This window comes from Collinsella sp. AF25-2LB (genome assembly GCF_003458415.1).
Classification (GTDB): domain Bacteria; phylum Actinomycetota; class Coriobacteriia; order Coriobacteriales; family Coriobacteriaceae; genus Collinsella.
Map to the genome: position 1 here is coordinate 25,639 of NZ_QRUF01000014.1, position 22,758 is coordinate 48,396.

Genomic DNA, 22,758 nt, shown 5'->3' on the forward strand with positions numbered 1-22,758 from the left:
CTACTTGTCCATATCGATCAGGCCGTCCATAACATGGACGGAAATTGTTCCTGTGTCGGGAAGATCGAGCACGACCTGCTCGATCACGGGAATCAGTACCTCGCCGTACCGATCGCCCTCGACAACCCAAACATCGTTAGCGGGCGTCGACATGATCTCGACGATCGTGCCGAGCGAACCGAAGCGCTCGTCGACCACCTCGCGACCCATCAGGTCGGTATAGGCAGCGTCGAGCGAATCGAGCTCAAAGTCGTCACGATTTGCCAGCACGTAGCATCCCGTGATGCCCTCGGCGGCCGTCAAGTCGTCAATGCCCTCAAACGAGACCAGATCGCCATCGCCCGTATCGGTGACGGACACGACCGTGCAAAAGCGGTCGCGCTTGAGCGCCGGCGGCGTCAGGGCGACGCGCATACCCGGCTCTAATACAGAAGGAAGCCCCCGCAGCGGCTGCGCGAGGACCTCCCCCTTCCTTCCGTGCGGCTTGACCACACGGGCGATGTTTTTGTACTGGGACCTCAAGGTCCTAGCCCAGAACCTCTACCTCGACAGCAGTGTCGAGGCGAGCAGCCAGTGCACGGGCGAGCGTGCGAATGGCCTTGATGGTACGGCCACGACGGCCGATGACCTTAGCGACGTCATCCTCGGCGACCGAAACCTCAATCGTAGAGGCGTCATCACCATCGATGACCTCAAGGCTCACGGAATCCGGGTCGTCGACGATCTGAACAACGAGATATTCGACGAGATCGGCGATGCGATCTGAGAGCATTGCCTCACCCTCGAGCTGTGCAGCGTCAACCTCAGGCACGATTTACTCCTCGGCGCCCTCAGCGGCCTCAGCGGCAGCCTTAGCGGCCTCGGCCTCTTTGGCGAGCTGCTTCTTGGACTTCTTGACGACGGTCTCGGTCTTCTCGCCCTCGTTGGCGGCCTTGACCAGAGCGGCGACGGCGTCGGTGAGCTGAGCGCCCTTGGACTGCCAGTCGGCGATCTTCTCGAGGTCAAGGTTGATGGTCTTGGGGGCGGTCATCGGGTTGTAGCGGCCAACCTCCTCGATGATACGACCGTCACGCGGGGCGCGGGAATCGGCGACGACGACACGGTAGTACGGACGCTTCTTAGCGCCGTGACGAGCAAGGCGAATCTTGACTGCCAAAGGAAACTCCTCCAACCAAGCAGCTTTAGGCTGCAACTACAAACAAACAGTTGAACATAATACGCCATCGACGCGGGCAGGTGAAGTCCGTGAGACCAACTTCTTCGGTGTAGTCGAGGGCAAATCCATATCTTAGACAAGAATTCGGGATTTGCAAGCACATACACGCACCCCACATGAGCTGCGCGGTATACTCATGACATGGAAAGACGCGAACATACATACGGTTATGAGGATGCCATGGGCGTCACGCCGCCTCCCTGGACGGGTCCGGCGGTGGGTCTGATGGACCTTGATGCGTTTTTTGCGAGCGTGGAGATGCTCGATCATCCCGAATGGCGCGGAAAGCCGCTCATCGTGGGCGGAGACGCCGATTCGCGTGGCGTCGTGTCCACGTGTTCGTATGAGGCACGTCGCTTTGGCGTGCACTCCGCCATGCCCTCAGCCGAGGCGCGGCGCTTGTGCCCGCAAGCCATTTGGACGCACGGGCACTTTGATCGCTACCGCGAGGTGAGCGCGCACGTTATGGCAATTCTCGCCGACGAGACCCCGCGCGTTGAGCGCGTATCCATCGACGAAGCCTTCATCGATATCACACCGGGTCGCTTTGCGCCCGAAGACCCGCTGCTGGTTGCGCGGCGTATAAGCGGTCGCGTGGCAGAGCTGGGAGTGACGTGCTCCATTGGCGTGGGCTGCAACAAGACGGTCGCAAAAATCGCAAGCGAGCGGGATAAGCCGTTTGGGCTGACCATCGTGCGCCCCGGAACCGAGCAGCGCTTTTTGGCCGCGCTGCCAGTATCTGCCATGAGCGGCATCGGGCGCTCGGCCGAGGAGCGACTGCGCCGCATGCGCATCTACACCCTCGGCGAGCTATCACGTGCACCGGAATCCACCTTGGCCTCTATTTTTGGCGTCAACGGCGAACGCATGCGCCAGCGTGCGCAAGGACTCGAAATCTCCGAAGTCACGAGTCTCGATGAAGAGCGCGAGGTCAAATCGGTCAGCAATGAACGCACCTTTGCGAAAGATTTGACTGAGCGTGGGGATATTGAGGCGGCGATTGCGCTGTTGGGAGAGTCAGTGGGACGCCGCCTGCGCCGTCAGGGGCTGACGGGTGCCACGGTAACGCTCAAGCTTAAGTATTCGTATGGCAGCGGGCGTACGGCACAGCGCCGGCTGCCTCATCCGACCGACGATGAGAACATCTTCGTGGCGGTTGCACTCGAACTGCTCGACAACATCTGGCAGGATGGCATGCATGTTCGCTTAGCGGGCATCGGCATGAGCGACTTCGACCACCAAGGCGGCATCCAGACTGACCTGTTCTGCGAGATCGATGACCGCGGAGCCCAATCCAGCGACCGCCGCGACCTCTCCGTCGCCATCGACGCCGTCCGAGACAAATTCGGCGACACCGCCCTTTCCTTCGGCCGCCAATCCCGCTTCAACGATTAACCGCCTTTGGGCAAAAAGAAAGCCGGGCAGGTGCGGAAACCGCACCTGCCCGGCGATATGCGTGAGGGTAGCTAAACCCCGTCTCAAATGAGCTACTAGAGGAGGTTGAGGGGGAGCTGGGGGGCGTCACCCCAGAGCTTTTCGAGACGGTAGAAGTCGCGCGCCTCGGGAGTGAAGACGTGGACGACAACCGAACCGTAGTCCATGAGCATCCAGGTCTTCTGCTCGCGGCCCTCGATGGAGAACGGATGCTCGCCGCAAGCCTCGGCGACCTTCTCCTCGATCTCGTCGACGATCGAATCGACCTGGCGGTTGTTGGTACCGGTGGCGAGCACAAAGTAGTCGCACACATCGGAAAGCTCGGTCAGGTCGAGCACCTGAACGTCCTCGCCCTTCTTGTCGTAGGCGGCCTGCGCGGCGGCGCGGGCGACATCCTCGGCGGCGACACCGCTCGCGGACAGCGAGGCGGCAGTGCGGTCAGACGTGGCGGCGAAGCTCTTGTGCTCCACACCTTCAAGAATCTGCTCGTCGGTCATGGTCTCGTCGGCCATGGAATACCTCTTTCTAGTCAGCCCGAGCTAGCGCAGCTGGGCGTAATGGTTGTAAATCGAAATAGCCGTGGGATAAAGATAGCGCCCGGACTGGATCACATAGACCAGACCCTGCGCAAAACAGGAGAAGAACAACTCGTCGAGTGAGGACTTCCCCACCATCTTGCGCAGCGCATGGGCATAATCGCCGTGGCGGTTGGGTTCGATGGCATCGGCCACAAAGACCACCATATCGAGCGGCGTCATGTCGCAGTCACCCACGGTGTGACGGTCGACAGCCTGGAAAACGGCCGGCGACAGTTCGGGAAAAAGCTGCGGAAGTTCATAGGCGGCAACAGGGCCATGCAAAAGCGGCGTCGCGGCGGAAGGAGAGCCGGCAATCTTAATGCCGTAATGCAGAGCGCGCGTGACCAGCTCGTCGTCGGAGAGCACTTTGTCCCAGTCATGGATCAGGCCGGCGGCAGCGGCATCAAAGCGGTCAACGCCGTAGACCTCGGCCAGATGAAGTGCGGTCTCGGCAACACCCAGCGAATGCACATAGCGCTTGCGCTTATCCTTCATGCGAACATCGAGCAGCTCTTGAATGCGCTTGAGCAGCGCGCGCTCATCGCCCTCAAACTGATCCTCTACCGACAACGTAGACCCCCATCACTCAAAATCTTCTTGGCCCAAATCGGCATATAGCCTGCGTTTGCGAATGTAGCCGAGCACGGACTCGCTCGTAAGATAGCGCACGCTCATACCGCGGGCAACACGCTTGCGAATGTTCGTCGAGCTGATCGCCAGCGCCGGAATCTGAATATAGCGCACGTCGAACGGCAGCCCCGACTCTTTGATTCGGGCACGCGCCGTATCGATATCAAAGCCCGGTCGCGTCGCCGCAATAAAGGTAGCAAGCTCAGCGATTCGTTCGGCATCATGCCAAGTCACAATATCGATAATCGCGTCGGCGCCCGTAATAAAGTAGAGCTTTACCTGCGACGGGTAAAAGTCGCGAAGGGCATGAAGCGTATCGGCCGTATAGGTTACACCCGGACGGTCGATCTCGAACCGGCTCGCCAAAAAGGCCGGGTTCGCGGCGGTGGCGAGGACCGTCATGGCATAACGGTCCTCGGCAGGCGTCACCGGCTTGTCAAGCTTAAAGGCAGGAGAGCCCGCCGGCATAAAGAGCACAGCGTCCAAGTCGAGCGACTCGCGCGCCTGCTCGGCGGTCACCAGGTGCCCGTAATGGATGGGATCAAAGGTGCCACCCATAATGCCGAGCCTAAACTCCTGCCCGTCCTCTAGAGGAAGCTCGGGCAGACCGATTCCACCGCGCAGCGACATGGCTTACTCGCCCTCCGAGGTCTCGGCATCGCCCGCGGCATCCGCCGCATCGACAACCTCGACTCCCTCATCCGCAGCATCGGCCACGTCAATGGCTTCAACGGCAACGTCCTCGCCAGCATCCTCGAGCTCCTCGTACTCCGAGAAGTCCTCGGCGCCCTCAAAGTCAAAGGCGCGCTGGCAAATGCGGACCTCGTCGCCCGCACGGCAACCGGCCTTCTCGAGCGCGTCGTCAACACCCATACGCGCAAACTTATGCTGCAGGTAAATGACGGCTTCCTCGTTTTCCCAGTCGGTCTGGATGACCATGCGCTCGATGGCACGACCGACCACGCGGAAGGCACCGGGCTCTTCCTGAACAATGCGGAAACGCTTCTCACGCTGCAGGCGACGGCGCTCCCACTCATCGTCGCGCAGAACGACCGGCTCATCCGAGACAGCCAACTCGGCGCGCAGCTTAGCCACCTGCTCGCCCACGGCAAGCATCAGCGTGTTGAGGCCGGCGCCCGTCACGGCAGACACGGCAAAGAACATATGTCCATCGTCGAGCGCTGCGCGCTTGAGGTCGGCAATCTTGTCGGCCGTGCCCGGCGCATCGCACTTGTTGGCAACGACGATCTGCGGACGCTCCGAAAGCTCGGCGCCATACTGCTCGAGCTCGCGGTTGATGATGTGGTAATCCTCGACCGGATCGCGATCCTCAAAACCACCCGTCATGTCGACGACGTGCATGATCAGGGCCGTACGCTCAATGTGGCGCAGGAACTGGTGACCCAGGCCCTTACCCTCGCTCGCGCCTTCGATAAGACCGGGGACGTCGGCAACGACGTAAGAATATTCACCGGCACGCACCATGCCGAGGTTCGGCACGAGCGTGGTAAACGGGTAGTCGGCAATCTTGGGACGGGCGGCACTCATGCGCGCGATGAGCGATGACTTACCCACGGAGGGAAAGCCCACGAGCGCGGCATCGGCCATAAGCTTCATCTCGAGCTCGATCCAGTGCTCCTCGGCCGGTTCGCCCAACTGGGCAAAGGCCGGAGCGCGACGCACCGACGTCACAAAGTGCGTGTTGCCCAGACCGCCGGCACCGCCGGGCGCCACGACGACGCGCTCGCCGTCGTGCACCAGGTCGGCAATCTCAAACATCGGGGTCTGCGTCTCGGGATCGAGCTCGCGCACCACGGTACCCATAGGGACCTTGAGAATCAGGTCCTCGCCGCTCTTGCCGTTACGACGGGCACCCTGCCCGTGCGTGCCGCGCTCGGCGCGAAAGTGATGCTTAAAGCGGTAATCGATCAGCGAAGACAGCTGAGCATCGGCCTGGATGACGACATTGCCGCCACGACCGCCGTCGCCGCCATCGGGGCCGCCCTTGGGGACAAATGCCTCGCGCCTAAACGACATGCATCCGGCTCCGCCGTCGCCGCCGCACACGTTAATGCGGCTGATATCGGTGAACTGTGACAACAGAATCGCCTCCTACAAAAAAGAGGGAGACCCTTGAATCCTAAAACTCAAGTGCCTCCCACATATGTGCTCTATGAAGGGTGAATTACGCGTTCGCGAGCGGGCGTACGCTGACCCTGTGCTTGATACCCTTGTGGAACTCAACGGTACCGTCGACCAGCGCGAACAGCGTGTCGTCCTTACCACGGCCAACGTTCTCACCCGGGTGGATGTGCGTGCCGTGCTGACGGACGAGAATCGTGCCCGTGGTTACCGTCTGGCCGGCATAGCGCTTCGTGCCAAGGCGCTGACCGCGGGAGTCACGGCCATTACGGGAGGAACCGAGTCCTTTTTTGTGTGCCATTGTGTATACCTACTCTTTCGTTACGAGTGTAATCTACTCGGCGACGGGAGCCTCGGCAACAGCCTCAGCCTCTGCCTTGACAGCCTTCTTGGCGCGGGAGGTAGCCTGAACCTTCACGATCTTCAGCTTGGTGAGCTGCTGACGGTGACCCTTCAGACGACGATAGCGCTTGCGCTTGTGGAACTTGAAGACCAGCTGCTTCTCGCCCTTGAACTGCTCAACGATCTGAGCGGTAACCTTGGCCTTGGCCAGCTTGTCGGGATCGGTGACGATCTTCTTACCATCGTTGAGGAAGATAACCGGCAGGGTGACCTTGTCGCCCTCATTGCCCTCGATCTTCTCGACGGTGATGACATCGTCGGTGGCGACCTTGTACTGCTTGCCGCCCGTGTTAACGATTGCGTACATGTTTACTTGCCCTTCATGCATCAGTTAGTGCAACAGCCGAATATAGTAGCAGGCGAAAATACCCCCGTCAACGAGTATGTGGAGCAAATCCACAAGTTCGCACAGGTATGGGGCTGACGAGTCGGCCCTCGTCGTCCTCGCATGCTTGATTCTGACGCTCGACATCGTAGGAGCAGATGGTCACGAGGTCTTGCATACCGGTGGAAACAATAGGTGCATCCACGCCCGGGGTCAAGCCCTGCAACAAAACATCAGCAGCAGAAAGCAAAATTTCCGGACGCATGGAGCCCTCGTTGTCGGCATGGGTGTCGAGCATGAGCACCAAATGGTCCGGGCGCTCCCCCGCCGTGAGCTCATAGCCCACGAGCGTGTGATCCAAATCCAAGCGCTTGCTCTTTTTGCCGCGCGCGTAGTCGATGCCGTGGCCCGCGCGCAGCGTGTCGATCGCACGACGCACCTCGTCGGCGCTTACGGGCGCCTCGGGATCCAAGTGCAGGTCGATGCGATACGACAGGCGCGTGAGCTGCGCCGTCAACGCCGGCGTGCGCACGTCGATGTACGCCGCCTCGATGGGCGCCAGATCGGCCGGAGACGCCGCAGCCAGGCGCCCAAATGCCTCGTCGTGCGCCACGAACTCGGTCATAAACAGGTCATACCACTCGCAGGTCGACGACGTACCCACCGGCAGCGCCGAAGAGAAGCCCACGCGCATGTGCGGAGAGAAGCCCTGCGTGACGGCATAGGGAAGTCCCGCACGGCGCACGATGCGCTCAATGGTATGGATTACTTCGAGATGGCCCAGGTACTTAAGGCGATCGCGCTTGCCATAGCGAACACGAAGCCTAAAGAGCGAGGGGTTGTCGGTCAGGCGCTCACTCATGCGCGATCACCCATCAATACATTCTTGGCGTGGAGCGTGGGGCAGATCCCGCAGCCGGTGCACGACGTGCGGGTACAGTCGGGAGTCGTGACGCCCTCGAGCGAGCGACGGTACTCGCGCTCGAGGAAGCCGCGCGTGCAGCCGGGGCTCACGTGCTCCCACGGCAGGCGCCAGTCCAACTCGTAGGGCAGGTGCACGAGCTCATTGAGGTCGATGCCGTTTTTGGCAGCAGCTTCCTTCCAGTTATCGAGCGAGAAATGCTCTACCCAGGCGTCAAAGCGAGAGCCCGAGCGCCAAGCATCGATGATGACGGGCGTCATGTCACGACCGGCGCGGGAAAGCGCGGCCTCGATGAGCGAGGTCTCGGCATCGTGGTAATGCACGCGGACGGCACGGTTGCGAACGCTCGTGATAAGCAACTTCTGGCGACGCTTGACGTCGTCGTAGTCGAGCTGCGGGCACCACTGGAACGGCGTGGCAGCCTTGGGGATAAAGACCGAAACCGAGATGGACACCGAGATCGAGCCGCGACGAGCCTTGGGCACCACGGAACGACCGAGCTCCAGCACGTGATCGGCCAGATTGGCGATGGCCACGATGTCCTCATCGCGCTCGCCGGGAAGGCCCATCATAAAGTAGAGCTTCATGCGGTTCCAGCCGGCCTCGAAGGCCGCCTTGGCCGCACGGTCCAGGTCCTCCTCGGTCACGTTCTTGTTAATGATGTCGCGCATGCGCTGGCTGCCGGCCTCGGGCGCGAACGTCAGGCCGCCCTTCTTTTCGCCGGCGACCGACTCGGCCATATCCACGCCAAACGAATCCAGGCGCTGCGACGGAATAGACACGCGTATACCCGTATCCTCCAGGCGACGGTTGAGCCTGCCGAGCACGTCGCGAATGCAGGAGTGGTCGGTCGTGGAAAGCGAGGTCAGCGACACCTCGTCATAGCCGGTCTTTTCCAGACCCTGAATCACCGACGAGACGATCTGGTCGGCCGAGCGCTCGCGCACCGGGCGATACGTCATGCCGGCCTGGCAAAAACGACAGCCGCGGGCGCAGCCGCGCAGGATCTCGATAGACAGGCGGTCGTGAACCAGCTGTGCATAGGGCACGCACGACTGCGACAGCGGATTCGTGGCGCCGAAATCCTCGACGACGCGCTTGTAGACCACGGTCGGCGCATCCTTGCCCTCACGCGGCACGGTGTAGCCATGCGGCGAGCAGGGCTCGTCGTGACGAACCTCATAGAGCGACGGCACGTAGTTGCCGGCAATGGATGCAAGCTGCTCGACAATCTGCGCGCGCGGGACCCCTTCGTCACGCAGGCGGCGATGCAGCTGGCAGGTCTCGAGCAGCGATTCCTCGCCCTCACCGATGAGGATGGCATCGAAGAAGGCCGCGTACGGCTCGGGGTTGTACACCGAGGGACCGCCGGCGATGATGATTGGGTCGTCTTCACCTCGGTCGGCCGCTAACAGCGGAATGCCAGCGAGGTCCAAAGCCTCGAGGAAGTTCGTCACCGCCATCTCGTGCGGCACATGCAGACCGACGATATCAAACGAAGCGACCGGCGCTGCACCCTCGAGCGATAGCAGCGGAATACCCGCCTCGCGCATGGCGTCGCCCATATCGGGCCACGGCACATAGCCGCGCTCGCAGGAGATGCCCTCGGCCTGGTTAAGGATGTTGTAGAGGATGGCGATACCCTGGTTGGGCAGACCGACCTCGTATACGTCCGGATAGATCAGACAACAACGGTAATCGGCATCGGCCTTGAAAAGCGTGCCCCACTCGTGATCGATATAGCGACTCGGCTTCTCGACCTTGGCGAGCAACGGCTCAATTAAATGAAAACAGTCTTGGTATGCAACGCGCAACGGAAAACCCCTAAGCAGCGAGATCTGATGCGTCCTGATAGGACGCCATAGGACGGGTAGCGCCCACGACCGTGGTCACCAGATCGCGAACGCGGGAGAACGTGGCAGTGACCACCTCGTTGGCACGGCTGTAGTCGACATCGCGCTCGTAGAGCGAAACGAGCGCACGGCCCATGCCATAGGTGCCCGCGGCAGCAGTGAGCGCCTTGACGGCAAACCCAATATGCGGCGTCTGCTTGACGAGCGCGCGGGTGACCGCGCGGATCACAAGACCGCCGGCAAGCACGCCCGCGACCTCGTAGCCGCGCTCGGGCTTAATGCCGCGTCCAAAGACGGCAGCGAGCTCAAAGAGCATGCCCACCTGCGCCAGCGCCATAACGGGATAATCGGCGCCCGGCAAAAACACCAGCGCACCGGTCGCCATATTGGTGAGCGCGCACGAGGTGATGATACGGTTGGCCGCCGCGATGCGCATGAAGGCAAAGTTCGCCGCAAAAGCCGTTTCCTTGTCGGTGCGATCGAGAATCCAGCGGGCAAGCGTCTCGAGCAGATACGTCTTATCGATTGCCGCTACCACGCCGAGCATGGGCGTGGACTCCTCGATAAACGGCACCTCCACAGCAGACTCGGCAAGCACGCACACGGGCGCGCCGGCGATCACGAGCTCCTGCACGGCACTCTCCAAGCGGTCGGAACCACACGAGAGCACCAGCACCACATCGGTATCGGTCTTTGGAGCAATTCGCTCCTCCCGCAGACGCTCGACGCGCACAATGCCCGAGGTCGTCTGCGGCACAAAGGCGTCACGCACCGTCTCGGCCAGAAAGCGCGAGGCGGACGAATCCAGATAGACCGAGACGCGCACCGGCGTATCGGAATCCTTCTTAACGGACGCGCCCATCTTAAAAGCGCGGGTCAGCTTATCTACGGGAATTTTCATAGCAAACCCCTCCAGCGGTTACGCGGCGCCCGAACGATGCCGCCATATGGATTGTACGATACCCACCGTCAGCAGCTGAATCATCATCGAAGACGAACCGAAGCTAATAAACGGTAGCGGAATACCGGTAATCGGCATCATGCCGATGCACATGCCGATGTTTTCGAAAGTCTGGAACGCCCACATGCCAACGATGCCCACACACGAAAGACGCAAAAACAGCGACTCGCACTTAAAGGCGACGCGAATCGTCGAAAAGATCAGCAGCACGTAGAGGCACAGGAGCAAAAAGGAACCGCAAAAGCCAAAGGTCTCGGACAGGAAGGCGAAGACGAAGTCGGTGTGGAACTCAGGCAGAAAGCCGCCGGCCGACTGCGTCGCATGCCCCAGGCCCTTACCAAAGAAGCCGCCCGAGCCAACGGCGATAAGCGACTGCTGCAGGTTGTAGGCATCGTCCAAATCGGCATTATCGGGGTCGATAAAGACCGTCAGACGGTTCATCTGATACTGCTTGATGAGCACATCGTGGCCGAGCAACGAATCAAAGACCGAATCAAGCGCCAGGACGAGGGCCACCAGGCCCACGAGCAGGGCCAGGGTCGACAGCACCCATTCGCGGCGTGCACCGCTCATGCAGATGACGATGGCGCCCGAAACCAGCACGACCAGGCCCGAGCCCAGGTCACCCATGGCAACGACGGCCAAAAACGGAATGGACAGCATGCCGCAGAGCTTGACGTAGTCGCGAACGGTATCGATGCGACCGTTATACTGCGAGCCAAGCGTAGCAATAAAGAAGATGGTGATGAGCTTGGCAAGCTCAACCGGCTGGAATGTCAAGCCGATACCGGGAATCTTGATCCAACCCGTCATGCCCAGACCGCCCGTATAGGACAGACCCGGAATCTTGGGCGAGAAGATCACGATCAGGTCGATGACGAGCAACGCCGTCGAGAAATTGGAAATACCGCGCAGGTCGGTTCGCCAGACGAGCACCGCCAGCACCGCTCCGATACCAATTCCCAGCAGATGGCGTGAGAACGAAGCATCGGCCTTAAACTGCGAAGCCGACCAGATAATGATGGCACCGTAGGCGACGAGCGCCACAGTAGCCACGAGCACACCGATATGCACCTTTTGGCGAAACGTGCCGCGCGAGGCCGAAAGTTGCTTGTTGACGCGGTCCAGGCTGCTGCGAGAGCCGGTCTTGGTTGAACGGAACAGATCCGCCGGAGAAAAATCCATCGCAACCTCCTATCGAACCGAAGAATCGCCCGAGGCCGAAGAGGTATCGGGCTCGTCATAAATCACACCGAGCACGTCGCGCACGACATGCATCGCGGTATCTGAGCCGCCGCCGCCCTGCTCCAGGACAGTAGCGATGACATACTTGGGATCATCGGCCGGTGCATAGGCGCAGAACCACGCGTATTCGTCCTCGCCGCTTTTCTCGCCCGTGCCCGACTTGCCGTATACCTGGGGCGTCAGGGTGCCAAAGTGAGCCGCCAGGGACGTCGATGCCGTGTAAATCACGTCGTGCATGCCGTTGCGAACAAGAGCCAAATCCGAATCGCTGTTGATCTTGGCCTCCAGGCGCTTCTTCTTGCCCTTGCCGTTGTACTTATAGGCATCGCCGTCGCCATCGCGCGACACGGCAGACAAAAACACGTGAGGCACGTACTGTTTGCCGCCGTTGGCAAGACCCATATAGGCGCACGCCATCTGCAGGGGCGTCACCAGGATGTCGCCCTGGCCGATGGCAATATTGGTCATATCGCCGGCATTCCACTTGCGGTCCTCGGCAGAGGCGTCGGTGAAGTACGACTCTTTCCACTCGGCATCGGGAATACGGCCCGCGCCCTCACTCGGCAGATCGATACCGCAGGTCTTGCCTAGACCCCAGCGACGAAAGACCTCCTGCAGGCCCTCGGGATGTTGCTCGTCATAAAAGAACGCCTTGCCCATGTCGTAGAAGACGGGGTCGCACGAGTTGGCGATACCCGACTGCAGCGTCATGGTGCCGTGGCCAGACGTCAACCAGCAGCGCTTGCCCCAAGCCTTGCCCAGGCCCGTCCAATAGCCCGTGCAGTTGGTTGTCTGCGTTGAAGTGTAGGTTCCAAACTCAAGACCGGCCAGCGCCGAGAGCGGCTTGATGGTCGAGGCCGACATGTACTGTCCGCTAATGGCGCGGTTGAGCAGCGGGTGCGAACCCTTGTCATCATTGAGCTCGGTCCACACGTCATTTGAGACGCCGCCGATAAAGACAGACGGATCGAACTTGGGCTCGCTCGCCATGCCCAGGATCTCCCCATTGTTGGGATCGAGACACACCACAGCGCCGTTACCGGCATTGCTGTAGCCAGTGGTCTTGGCAAGCTCGATAGCGCTCGCCAGTGCCGTCTCGCAGGCCTGTTGGATCTTAAGGTCGAGCGTGAGCTTAATGTCGGAGCCGGCCTTCGCGGGCACGGCGCCGGCCTGACCGGTCACATTGCCTGAGGCATCGACCTTGACGGTCTGCTCGCCACGAATACCCTGCAGCAGATTTTCGTAGTAGCTCTCAACGCCCGCCTGGCCCACGATATCGCCCGACTGGTACGTAATCTTGCCAGCAGAAGCATCATCATCGCCAGAGGTTTTCTTATTCTGAGCCTCGAGCTGCTCGGAGGTGATGGTGCCGGTATAGCCCAAGATATGGCATGCCGTCTCGCCATATGGATACTGGCGCTCGGTACGCTCGGCAATCTTGACGCCCGGGAACTCGCCGGCGTGTTCCTTGATATAGGCAACCGTGGAGCGACGGACGTCCGTCGCGATGGTATGCAGGCTCTGGGCGCCCTCTGTATTGTCCTGAATATTGCGAAGGACCGCCACGTAAGGCATTCCAAGCACGTTGGCAAGATGGCGAACCAGAACCTCATCCTCGGCAAGGTCGCGGTAGGCCACGACAGCAAGTGAGGGACGGTTCTGGACAAGCGCCACGCCATTGCGGTCGAGGATGCGGCCGCGCACAGCGGGAGTGGTAACGGTGCGAGTCTGATTGCTATTAGCCTGCTTCTCGTAATAGTCCGACGAGACCATCTGCATGCCCCACAGCTTGACGGCGAGCGCCGCAAACATCGCGCCCACACCCGCGGTGAGGATGGAAAAGCGGCCCTTAAAGGCGGTCGCCGCTGTATTGCCCTCGCCCTCGGTGGCGCGCGGGGCCGTTCCATGCTGCGTATCGTAGGTAAAACGGGAATCGCCGCGACGCATGATGACCAGCGCGACCACGATGGCCACAACCAGCACGATACCGGCGATAATAACCGTCAACTGGGAAGACATCTACGGGCCTCCCCTATTTGAGCTTGCGGGTCTTGGGCTTAAAGCGCATGCCCGTCTGGCGTCCGCCACGTGCGGAGAATCCATAGCCGGACTGCGGCACGACGCCGGACATCAAAAACGGAATGGCAACCAGACCCGACAGGATCGAGGACGGTAGCGCATGGCCGAAGATCGCCACGACAAAGCTCGTCTCCAAACCCATAAACAGCAAGATGATGCTGTAGATCACATTAATGACGAGCGCGAAGGCGCCCACAGTGACGCCGCGCGCACTCGGGGTACCGCCCGTCTGACCGACGGCGCTGTGCACCAGGGCAAAAGAACCCACGGTCAGCAGGAGCGACATAACGCCCACCGGCACGGCAGCGGACAGGTCATAGAACAAGCCGCTGCAAAAACCGCACACGACGGCACGGGTCGGGTCGCCCGAGAACACGCTTAGGCACACCAGGATAATCATGAAGTTGACGCGACCGCCCGCAATGGAGATCTGCGGTGCCAGGCCTGCCTGCAGCAGCACGCACACGATGGCGGCGATTACAAACGTACGGGAGCTCATCCCCTGCTCGTGTAGATCCATGGACATGCCCCCTATTCGCTCGAGCCGGAATCGGTCGTCTCGGACGCGTCGGAACTGTCATCCGAACTCTCGTCCTTCGTCTTGGTCGCAGCGTCGCGCGACGTTCCCTGCGGCGTGCTATTTGCGGTGCTCACGTCCTCATCCGAAGCCGACTGTTCGTCGGTCAGCGAGGTAATGACCAGCACTTCCTCGTTGTTCTCGGCCGTGGTCTGAGCGCGCACCACAATGGTGTAGTACACGTCGTTTGCCGACTTCTCAACCGACGAGACGGTGCCGAGCGGTAGACCCTTGGGGAATACACCGCCAATGCCCGAGGTCACGATGATGTCGCCAACCTTAACATCGGAGTCGACGCTCACGTACTCAAGACGCAGCGTGCCGTCAGCCTGACCCTGCAGCATGCCCTGGGCGCGCGTGTCCTGTACCATGGCGGACACACCCGAGTTCTCGTCGCCAATAAGGCGCACGGTAGAGGTCTTGGCCGATACCTCGATAATCTGACCGATAACACCGGCAGAACTCGTCACGGGCATGTTGATGGTAAGGCCGTCGGCAGAGCCCTTGTCGATGGTTACGGTCGAGGTCCAGGCATCGCCCGAGGCACCAACGATACGAGCAGCGGTCGATTTGAGGTTGTAGGTCGACTGCAGGCCGACCAGCCCCTCCAGACGCTCGGCGGTCTTTTGAGCCTCGGAGAGCTCAGCAACCTTAGAGGTCAGCTCCTCGTTTTGCTTCTTAAGCTCGTCAAGCGTGTCCTGCGACGCCGTAAGGTTAGAGAACACGTTGCCGATCGCATTGAAGGGGGCCGCCACAGCCGAGCCCACAAAGCGCACCGGCGAGGTAATCGTCGTCACGCCCGAACGCACGGCATGAATCGGTCCTGCCTCGCCCTCGCGGATGTAAAACGTGAGCAGCAACACCGAAATCAGGCTGAAAACAATCAACGGGCGCATACCCGTTGATTGTCGCTTGGTATTCAGATTTGTGGAGAAACCCGAAGATCGTGCCAAATGGAATCCACCTTTTGGAAATTAAGCATTGGTCTGGACGAAGCCGCCATCAAACGCATTGGCCTCGAGCACGCGGGCACAGCCGTTAACGACGTTATCGAGCGCCGTGGGGCTGACGTTGACCGAAACACCGGTCTCATCGCGCAGGCGCACGTCGAGACCGCGCAGCAGCGCGCCGCCACCAGTCAGCAAAATGCCGTAGTACATAAGGTCCGAGGCAAGATCGGGAGGCGTAGCGTCGAGTGCGTCCTTGACGGCCTTGGCCATCTCGTCGAGCGGCTTGTTGAGCGCGCGACGAATCTCCTCGCTCTCGATGCGCACGGTCTTGGGCAGACCGGTGATCACGTCGCGGCCGTTGACCTCGACGTCGAGCTCGTCCTTGAGCGGCACGGCGGAGCCGACCTTGATCTTGATGTCCTCTGCCGTACGCTCGCCGATGGCCAAGTTGTAGGCATCACGAACGTGCGTGAGGATGGCCTGATCGAACTCGTCGCCGGCAATACGGATGGACTGCGAGACGACGATGCCACCCATAGCGATAACGGCAACCTCGGTGGTACCGCCACCGATGTCGATGACCATGGAGCCGGTGGGTTCCTCGACGGGCAGATCGGCGCCGATAGCGGCAGCCATGGGCTCCTCGATCAGGTAGGCCTGGCGAGCGCCAGCCTGGATCGTGGCCTCAAAGACAGCACGCTTCTCGACCGACGTGACGCCGGAGGGAACGCAGACGACAACGCGCGGACGCGGGGTCCACGGATAGCGCTTCTCGGACGCCTTGTCGATAAAATAGCGAAGCATAGCCTCGGTAACATCGAAGTCGGCGATGACGCCGTCCTTCAGGGGACGAACGGCCACGATGTTGCCGGGCGTACGGCCGAGCATGCGCTTTGCCTCGATACCGACCGCTAGGATGCGCTCGTCGTTCTTGTCGATGGCGACTACAGAGGGCTCGCGAATGACGATGCCCTTGCCGCGCACGGAGACAAGCGTATTTGCGGTGCCGAGGTCGATGGCAAGATCGCCCGCATAGCTACCGAAGAACATATCCATCAAAGAAAACAACGCAACTCCTGATGTGTTGGATGATTGCTGGAAAACTACTAGCTCATCATACTAGCGCAAGCCCGGCACCTCACTTGCGGTGAAGCGCCGGGCAAAGCTAAATCCCATAAGGTCACTACTGGTTGTCAGCAGCCGAGAAATCCATATCGAGCGAGGAAACGGCCCAGCCGATATGGTTGTCGGAGCGCACGAATTTGACGGTGTACTCCTGCTCGCCGCCCTTGGACAGCGATGCCTTCACCTTAGCGGTCGTCTCGGTCATGGACTGATCCATGCCCTCGACGGACACGGTGGCACCCTGCGGAATCGAGGAGATGATCATCGACTTAGCGTCCTCGGACAGGCTCGATGCCAGGCAAGACTCGGCCTTTGCGGTGTCACCGTCGCCGGCAGCCTGGAACAGATCGGTAACGACAGACTCCTGGGACGGGAAGCCAAAGCCGCGCGTGTAGGCAAAGCCCAGACCGCCCGCGGCGATCAAAATGAGCAGAAGCAGCACGATGAAGACTTTGAGACCCGTGTGGCGATGGCGACGACGGACCTTGGCCTGCTTACGATCCTGACGGTCCTGCTGAACCATCTCGGACTCGGACAGCGTAAAGAAGCCGGTGTCCGAGGGATCGGGCATAAACTGACCGGTCGCGCCCGTAGGATCGAGCGGATCGACGGCAGGAGCGTCCATCGCGGGCGCCGGAGCCGTGGCCATAGCCGTCTGGGCAGACAGCGCGGCAAGCGAATCGTGCACGCGGGCAAGCTCATCGGCCTGCTCGGAGGTGAGCTGGTAGATGCCATCGGCAGTAGCGGCGTTAAAGGCGTCGAGTGCGTCGGAAGGACGGCCGGCGGCAGAAAGCGCCTGACCCATGCCGGCGTTGAGCGCACGCGTGTCGTCGCGGGGGCCGGCAAAGTCGATAGCCGTGCGGTAGGTCTCCACGGCATCCGCCGGACGGCCGAGCTTGATGAAGCAACGACCGAGCTCGCCGAGCGCGGCGGCAGGAGCCGGATTGGCGCCATCGATGGCAGCCTGACGGAAGGCAGTACCCGCGTTGGCATAGTCGCCCGACTGGAACAGCGCGTTACCCAGGCCCAGATAGGCCTTGAACGGCGTGGCATAAGAAGCGTCCTGCGTAGCAGCAGAGAACGCCTGAGCGGCCGTCGTGTAGTCGCCCACGGCGGCGAGCGCCTTGCCGCGGTTGGTGAGCAGCGCGCCGCGCTTGCCATAGGTGCCGTCGTTGAGGGCGGCGGCGTAGGCCTCGGCGGCCTCGGCATACATGCCCAGGTGCATCAAGGCGTTACCACGAAGGTGATCGGCCTCGCCCATAATCTCATCGGGAGTCTTTGCCGCCCCAAGCATCTGGGCTGCAGCGGAAAAATCACCCGCGCGGTAAGCGGCGCGGCCCTGTTGGATCAGCTGGCTATTCAAGGAAATCCCCTTTACTCGTGAACGATCTCGACATGGACGATCTCGTCGCCGGCACGCAGCTGCGAAATCACATCGAGACCCTCGACCGTGGTACCAAAGACGGTGTAACCGGAATCGAGGTTATGCTGGGCGCCCAGGCAGAAGTAGAACTGCGAACCCGCGGAATCGGGGTCCATGGAGCGTGCCATGGCAAGGGCGCCATCGACATGGCTGTTGCGCGGATTGGTGGCAAACTCGCCCTTGATGCAGTAGCCGGGGCCACCGGTACCGGGCATGCCATCGGGGCCCTCAAGACCGGCAGCGACGTCGGCGCCGGACATATCGCGGGTATTGGGGTCGCCGCCCTGAATGACAAAGCCGGGCACATAGCGATGGAACTTAAGGCCATCATAGAAACCCATCGTGGAAAGCTCGCAGAAGTTCGCGACATGAATGGGAGCGCCCTCGCCGTCAAACTTGACCTTGATGGTACCCTTCGACGTCTCGATAACGGCGCACTCGTCACCGGCAAGCTGATACTCGGGCGTGTAGAGCTCTTTCTTAAAACCAAACATGTGGTTCCTTCCTCGTGCGTTTAAAGCATATTTGTACGAATTGTAGCAATAAGCATGGGCTTACATCAATTGCGCACGTAGGTTATGCCGACTATGGCGAACTAATTTTAGGAACGCTGCTGCGGCTTCCAGGAGCCCACGTTGGCGTCGTACTGGTTCAGCGCGCTGTTGCCGCCCTGCGCGATGGGAGCCAGGATCTCGCTTTGGTGGGGACTCATCGACTCGCCATCGGGAATGGCCAGCGAGATGTCCCAACTCTGGCAGATCACGTCGACACGCTCGTACATCCACTCGGCAAGCTGCTTTAAGTGGGCGATGTCATCCGCATAGACCGTATCGTCCTGGTACTTAAGGTTGTTGAGCTCATCTTGCGTCTTTTTGATCTGGTCGCGCAGGGCGTAGGCACTCTGCGACAGCTCCTGACGGGTGGACAGCGGCGTTCGGAGATAGCCGTTGTTAAAGGAATCGATGACCTCGCCGATCTGGTCCTCGTCACCGTAGGACACGATGGTCTGATACAGACCGTCGAGCCTGGTATAGAGCTGATCATCGGTCAGCACGGTTTCTTCCTGGACCACCTCGGCAGAATCGTCTTGCTTGGTATCGTCCTCAGTCGCCTCGCCCTTTTGGCGCGTGGGGAAGGTGGTTTGTGCAGCTTGGCCAAACTGGTCGTAGAAGCCAGGCATGACACCCATGGGATCGGTCGTCACGAACCAATAGGCACCGCCGCAAACGACGGCAAGTACCGCGATGACGATGAGCGGCTTGGGGATATGACGCTTGTGCTTGTGATAGGCGTCCTCGTCGGGATGCACTTTGCGCTTGGGTTTTTGAGCATCGTCGTGCAGGGAAACGGGCGTGGGAATATCGACCTTGGGGATACCGAAATCCTTATCGAAAGCCGGCAGCACGCAGGTCTCGTTAGGATCGGCGGCGTCCGAAAGAACCGCGGCAGCCGAGGCGGGCGCATGAGGCACCTCGGTATCGATCTGCTCTTGCGTTAGGCGCGGAAAGCCCGCCGTGTGGCCCGCTGCCAGGTCGGATGCGGCCGCGTCCTCGGAGAGGATACCCGGAGCGGGGCGTCCGCATTTGGGACACGTACGATCGTGCGGAGAAAGACGGGCACCGCAGCCCTCGCAGAACACGAACTCGGTGTGCTCGGGGCCATCGCCCGGACCCACATAGGCGTTGCAGTAGGGGCAGAACGAGGCGCCGTCCTCGATAGTCTTAAGGCAATGCGGGCAGATCACGGCATCCTCTTTTCGAAGCAATTCAAACAATCGAGGTTAGAGCATAACATCGCCACGGCCCCACAGGAGCAAGGCACCAATTCAACATCGCCAGGGCGCGTAGTTACTTCTTCTTTTTGCTTGGCATCGAGACTTTGATGCCTTGGGCGGACTTGGTCACGCGAGAGCGCTTGGCTCCGGTACTCCTCTTTTTCTTGGGCTGGGCCTGGGCCACGCCCTCGAGTGCACGGGCCTCGGCCTCGCGAGCGGTGCGATCTTCGCGGCGCTGCGCCATGTCGGCGGCGACGCGCTTGGCAAAACGCTCGGCCGTCGAACCCGTCGAGCTCACCTTGCCGCCACCGCGACCCAGGTGGACGCGCACACCACGGCCAAAACCAGTTGCGGCATGACGACGACGCGGCTTGAGCGAATCCATCATCGTGGCGAGCTTAAAGAACACCGAGCAGGTAAAGACCACGATAACAGCCAAGATAACCATCTGGCCCATCGACAGGTTGGCAATAGACAGCAGCTCCGGGAATCCGATAACGCCCACCAGGATGCCGGCGACTACAAACACAAAGAGCACCACACGTAAGGGCGTGAGAGGCTGCGAGATGCGCCAGATTAGGCTGACGCTCGCCGCGCACGACGTAAGCAGGCACATCGTAGACAGCGTGAGCTGGCTAAAGCCAAACACGCGCGCCACAAAGATATCGAGCGCCGCAGCCAAAATGACCGCAATCGACGCCGGCAGTGCACGCTTGAGTACGTTGCTCAAAAACGCACCCTTCACACGAGCATTGTTGGGCTCCAGGCCCAACACAAAGCCCGGCGCGCCGATGCAGAAGAAGTTAATGAGCGTCATCTGGATGGGCTCGAAGGGGTACGGCGGCAGCGCGATACACAGCGCCGCCAGGCCCATCGAGAACAGCGTCTTGGTCAGGAACAGTGAGGCCGAACGCTGCAGGTTGTTGATGGAGCGACGGCCCTCGGCCACCACGGCGGGCATCGAGGCAAAATCGTTGTCGACGAGTACGATCTCGGCCACGTTGCGCGCGGCATCGGAGCCGGCCGCCATGGCGACGGAGCAGTCGGCCTCCTTGAGCGCCAGCACGTCGTTGACGCCGTCGCCCGTCATGGCCACGGTGTGCTCGCGGCGCTTGAGCGCCTGCACGAGCTCGCGCTTCTGCTGCGGGGTCACACGACCAAAGACATGGTAGCGGTCCACTGCGGCATCGAGCTTGGCCGGCGTATCGAGCGTCGTGGCGTCCACATAAGCGTCCGCCCCCGGCACGCCCACCACGCGCGCGATCGACGACACCGTACGTGGGTCGTCGCCGCTGATCACGTTGAGGGTCACGCCCTGCTCGTTAAAGTAGCCGATGGTCTCGGCCGCCGAGGTACGAATCTCGTCGCGGATGGTCACAAATCCCACGGGCTCGGCCTCGCCCACCATATCCCCATCGGGCGTAAAGCCGTCCACGCGCGCCACCACGAGCACGCGGCAGGTATCGGCAAGCTCGGCGACACGGTTCTCGACCTGCGAAAACACACGCTCCGAAAGCACAAACTGCGCGGCGCCCATCACATAGGAGCCCTGCGCAAACGAAGCGCCGCTCCATTTTTTAGACGACGAGAATGGAATGACCGACAGCGGCTCGGACACCTCGACCGGGCGATCGGCGTAATAGTTGAGCAGCGCCTGGCATGTCTCGTTGGCATCGGCCGAGGTCGCACGTGCCACGTTAGCCAGCGCAAAATCGAGCACTGTGGTATCGACGGGAACAGCCGCCTCGTCCGAGTCCACGCCAAAGCCAACACCCTCAACAGGCAGCGGGTAGGTGCCCTCGACCTCCATACGACCCGAGGTAATGGTGCCCGTCTTGTCCAGGCACAGTACGTCGACGCGAGCGAGCGTCTCGATGCAGTAGAGCTGCTGCGCCAGCACCTTGCGGCGGGCCAGGCGCACCGTGGCGATGGCGAGCACCGACGAGGTCAGCAGCACCAGGCCTTGCGGGATCATGCCCAGCAGGGCGCCCACCGTGGACAGCAGCGCCGACGAAGGCACATGACCAGCCAACAGCTCGGAGAAGCACCATGAAAGCGCACTATCGCCCGGGGTTCCCGCGGCATCCCACAGCTCGCTCACACTCGAGGCAAACAACGCCAAACCGAGCGGGATCATGATGATGCTCGCAAAGCGCACGATGGCGTTAAGCGCGTTCATGATCTCGGAATTGACCTTTTTGACGTACTTCGCCTCGTTATTAATTTTAGCCACGTAGTTGTCGGCGCCGACATGGATCACGCGGGCGCGCAGCAGGCCCGAGTCGATAAAGCTGCCGCTCATGAGCTCGGAACCGGGCTGTTTCTTAATAAGGTCGCTCTCGCCCGTCAGCAAGCTCTCGTTCACGAGCGCCTCGCCCGAAACCACCACGGCGTCAGCGGGAATCTGGTCGCCGCGCCCCAGGCGGATGATGTCGTCGAGCACGATCTGGTCCAAGTCGAGCTCCACCTCGGCACCGTCGCGCACCGCGATGGCCTTCTTAGAGGTCAGCAGCGTGAGCTTATCGACCATCTTCTTGGACCGCATGGATTGAATGACGCCAATAGCGGTATTGAGGAACACCACAAACAGGAACGTCAGGTTCTTAAATGAACCGGTCAAAATGACCAGGAAAGCCAAGATCACGTTGATCAAATTGAACAGCGTGCAGAGGTTCTCGATGATGAGCTCTTTGACCGACTTGGTCTTGAGCTCCATGTTGCGGTTGATCTTACCGGCGGCGATGCGCTCCTCGACCTCGGCGGTCGAGAGTCCGCGCTCGATATCCGTTGCTGCCATACCACGTCCCATCACGTCGCGTCGGTATAAGAAAAACCGCCCGGACCATGCGAGGTTCGGACGGTCTTACGTTCGATGGTGCCCCATGTTGGATTCGAACCAACGGCCTTCTGCTCCGGAGGCAGACGCTCTAATCCCCTGAGCTAATAGGGCCAATGTTTGCCATTATACCCAAGTGCACCACAGGCTATCAAAATAAAAGAAAAAGCTTTGCAATTCCGAGGAAGACGAGGCGCAACGGCCCACTTTAGAAGGCAAAAGCGAGTCAGATAGTATAAACTCACATGCACCATATATACACGGCTCGCGATGCGGGCCGTTTTTG

22 protein-coding genes and 1 tRNA gene are annotated in these 22,758 nt (G+C 60.8%); 1 reads left to right on the forward strand and 22 read right to left on the reverse strand.

Annotation, left to right across the window (positions count from 1 at the left end; translation table 11 throughout):
* From rimM to rpsP, 3 genes are read right to left on the reverse strand one after another with little or no spacing between them, the layout of a single operon-like run.
* Entirely contained in the window at positions 1-492 is a 492-nt protein-coding gene (gene rimM / locus DWY51_RS07295) for a ribosome maturation factor RimM (protein WP_226812527.1), read from the reverse strand.
* Positions 493-526: 34 nt separating this feature from the next.
* Positions 527-772: a KH domain-containing protein gene (locus DWY51_RS07300; protein ID WP_171021534.1), complete on the reverse strand. Its 246-nt coding sequence runs from the start codon at positions 770-772 to the stop codon at positions 527-529.
* A gap of 42 nt (positions 773-814) precedes the next feature.
* Positions 815-1,156 carry a 30S ribosomal protein S16 gene (gene rpsP / locus DWY51_RS07305; RefSeq protein WP_022094749.1) on the reverse strand — a complete coding sequence of 114 codons (342 nt, stop codon included), beginning with the start codon at positions 1,154-1,156 and terminating at the stop codon, positions 815-817.
* Between the two features lie 201 nt (positions 1,157-1,357).
* On the opposite strand from rpsP, the gene dinB reads away from it, so the two are divergent.
* Positions 1,358-2,611, forward strand: a complete 1,254-nt coding sequence (gene dinB / locus DWY51_RS07310; protein ID WP_195544404.1) for a DNA polymerase IV — start codon at positions 1,358-1,360, stop codon at positions 2,609-2,611.
* 95 nt (positions 2,612-2,706) lie between these two features.
* Here dinB and rsfS read toward each other — a convergent pair whose 3' ends face one another.
* The 19 genes from rsfS to DWY51_RS07405 form a co-directional block, all read right to left on the reverse strand.
* Positions 2,707-3,162 (reverse strand): ribosome silencing factor, encoded by a 456-nt coding sequence (gene rsfS / locus DWY51_RS07315; protein WP_022094751.1) that lies wholly within the window; start codon positions 3,160-3,162, stop codon positions 2,707-2,709.
* Positions 3,163-3,189: 27 nt separating this feature from the next.
* Positions 3,190-3,723 (reverse strand): bis(5'-nucleosyl)-tetraphosphatase (symmetrical) YqeK, encoded by a 534-nt coding sequence (gene yqeK / locus DWY51_RS07320; protein ID WP_172677985.1) that lies wholly within the window; start codon positions 3,721-3,723, stop codon positions 3,190-3,192.
* A gap of 87 nt (positions 3,724-3,810) precedes the next feature.
* Positions 3,811-4,488 carry a nicotinate-nucleotide adenylyltransferase gene (nadD, locus tag DWY51_RS07325; protein ID WP_022094753.1) on the reverse strand — a complete coding sequence of 226 codons (678 nt, stop codon included), beginning with the start codon at positions 4,486-4,488 and terminating at the stop codon, positions 3,811-3,813.
* Between the two features lie 3 nt (positions 4,489-4,491).
* A complete protein-coding gene (obgE, locus tag DWY51_RS07330; protein WP_022094754.1) occupies positions 4,492-5,958 on the reverse strand; it encodes a GTPase ObgE in 1,467 nt (488 codons plus the stop codon).
* A gap of 85 nt (positions 5,959-6,043) precedes the next feature.
* A complete protein-coding gene (gene rpmA, locus DWY51_RS07335; protein ID WP_006236075.1) occupies positions 6,044-6,301 on the reverse strand; it encodes a 50S ribosomal protein L27 in 258 nt (85 codons plus the stop codon).
* A 33-nt stretch (positions 6,302-6,334) separates the two neighbouring features.
* Positions 6,335-6,709: a 50S ribosomal protein L21 gene (gene rplU, locus DWY51_RS07340; RefSeq protein WP_035138585.1), complete on the reverse strand. Its 375-nt coding sequence runs from the start codon at positions 6,707-6,709 to the stop codon at positions 6,335-6,337.
* Between the two features lie 67 nt (positions 6,710-6,776).
* A complete protein-coding gene (locus tag DWY51_RS07345; RefSeq protein ID WP_117770371.1) occupies positions 6,777-7,589 on the reverse strand; it encodes a TIGR03936 family radical SAM-associated protein in 813 nt (270 codons plus the stop codon).
* A complete protein-coding gene (locus DWY51_RS07350) occupies positions 7,586-9,463 on the reverse strand; it encodes a TIGR03960 family B12-binding radical SAM protein (protein ID WP_117770372.1) in 1,878 nt (625 codons plus the stop codon). Before DWY51_RS07350 ends, DWY51_RS07345 begins: the two co-directional genes overlap by 4 nt.
* A gap of 10 nt (positions 9,464-9,473) precedes the next feature.
* Positions 9,474-10,403 carry a YcjF family protein gene (locus DWY51_RS07355; protein WP_117770373.1) on the reverse strand — a complete coding sequence of 310 codons (930 nt, stop codon included), beginning with the start codon at positions 10,401-10,403 and terminating at the stop codon, positions 9,474-9,476.
* 18 nt (positions 10,404-10,421) lie between these two features.
* The gene (locus tag DWY51_RS07360; RefSeq protein ID WP_117770374.1) at positions 10,422-11,648 is read right to left on the reverse strand and encodes an FtsW/RodA/SpoVE family cell cycle protein; all 1,227 of its coding nucleotides are present in this window, start codon (positions 11,646-11,648) and stop codon (positions 10,422-10,424) included.
* Positions 11,649-11,657: 9 nt separating this feature from the next.
* A complete protein-coding gene (mrdA, locus tag DWY51_RS07365) occupies positions 11,658-13,727 on the reverse strand; it encodes a penicillin-binding protein 2 (protein WP_117770375.1) in 2,070 nt (689 codons plus the stop codon).
* A gap of 13 nt (positions 13,728-13,740) precedes the next feature.
* The gene (locus DWY51_RS07370; protein WP_117770376.1) at positions 13,741-14,307 is read right to left on the reverse strand and encodes a hypothetical protein; all 567 of its coding nucleotides are present in this window, start codon (positions 14,305-14,307) and stop codon (positions 13,741-13,743) included.
* Between the two features lie 11 nt (positions 14,308-14,318).
* A complete protein-coding gene (gene mreC / locus DWY51_RS07375; protein ID WP_117770377.1) occupies positions 14,319-15,260 on the reverse strand; it encodes a rod shape-determining protein MreC in 942 nt (313 codons plus the stop codon).
* A 78-nt stretch (positions 15,261-15,338) separates the two neighbouring features.
* Positions 15,339-16,370 (reverse strand): rod shape-determining protein, encoded by a 1,032-nt coding sequence (locus DWY51_RS07380; RefSeq protein WP_006236061.1) that lies wholly within the window; start codon positions 16,368-16,370, stop codon positions 15,339-15,341.
* 127 nt (positions 16,371-16,497) lie between these two features.
* Positions 16,498-17,802 carry a tetratricopeptide repeat protein gene (locus tag DWY51_RS07385; RefSeq protein WP_055309859.1) on the reverse strand — a complete coding sequence of 435 codons (1,305 nt, stop codon included), beginning with the start codon at positions 17,800-17,802 and terminating at the stop codon, positions 16,498-16,500.
* 11 nt (positions 17,803-17,813) lie between these two features.
* Positions 17,814-18,356, reverse strand: coding sequence for a peptidylprolyl isomerase (locus tag DWY51_RS07390; protein ID WP_006236059.1), 543 nt, complete (start codon positions 18,354-18,356; stop codon positions 17,814-17,816).
* A 107-nt stretch (positions 18,357-18,463) separates the two neighbouring features.
* Entirely contained in the window at positions 18,464-19,606 is a 1,143-nt protein-coding gene (locus DWY51_RS07395) for a zinc ribbon domain-containing protein (protein WP_158556926.1), read from the reverse strand.
* A gap of 103 nt (positions 19,607-19,709) precedes the next feature.
* On the reverse strand, positions 19,710-22,433 hold the full coding sequence (locus DWY51_RS07400; RefSeq protein WP_117770379.1) for an HAD-IC family P-type ATPase: 2,724 nt from the start codon (positions 22,431-22,433) through the stop codon (positions 19,710-19,712).
* 76 nt (positions 22,434-22,509) lie between these two features.
* Positions 22,510-22,586 (reverse strand) — tRNA-Arg (locus DWY51_RS07405).
* Between the last annotated feature and the right edge of the window lie 172 nt (positions 22,587-22,758).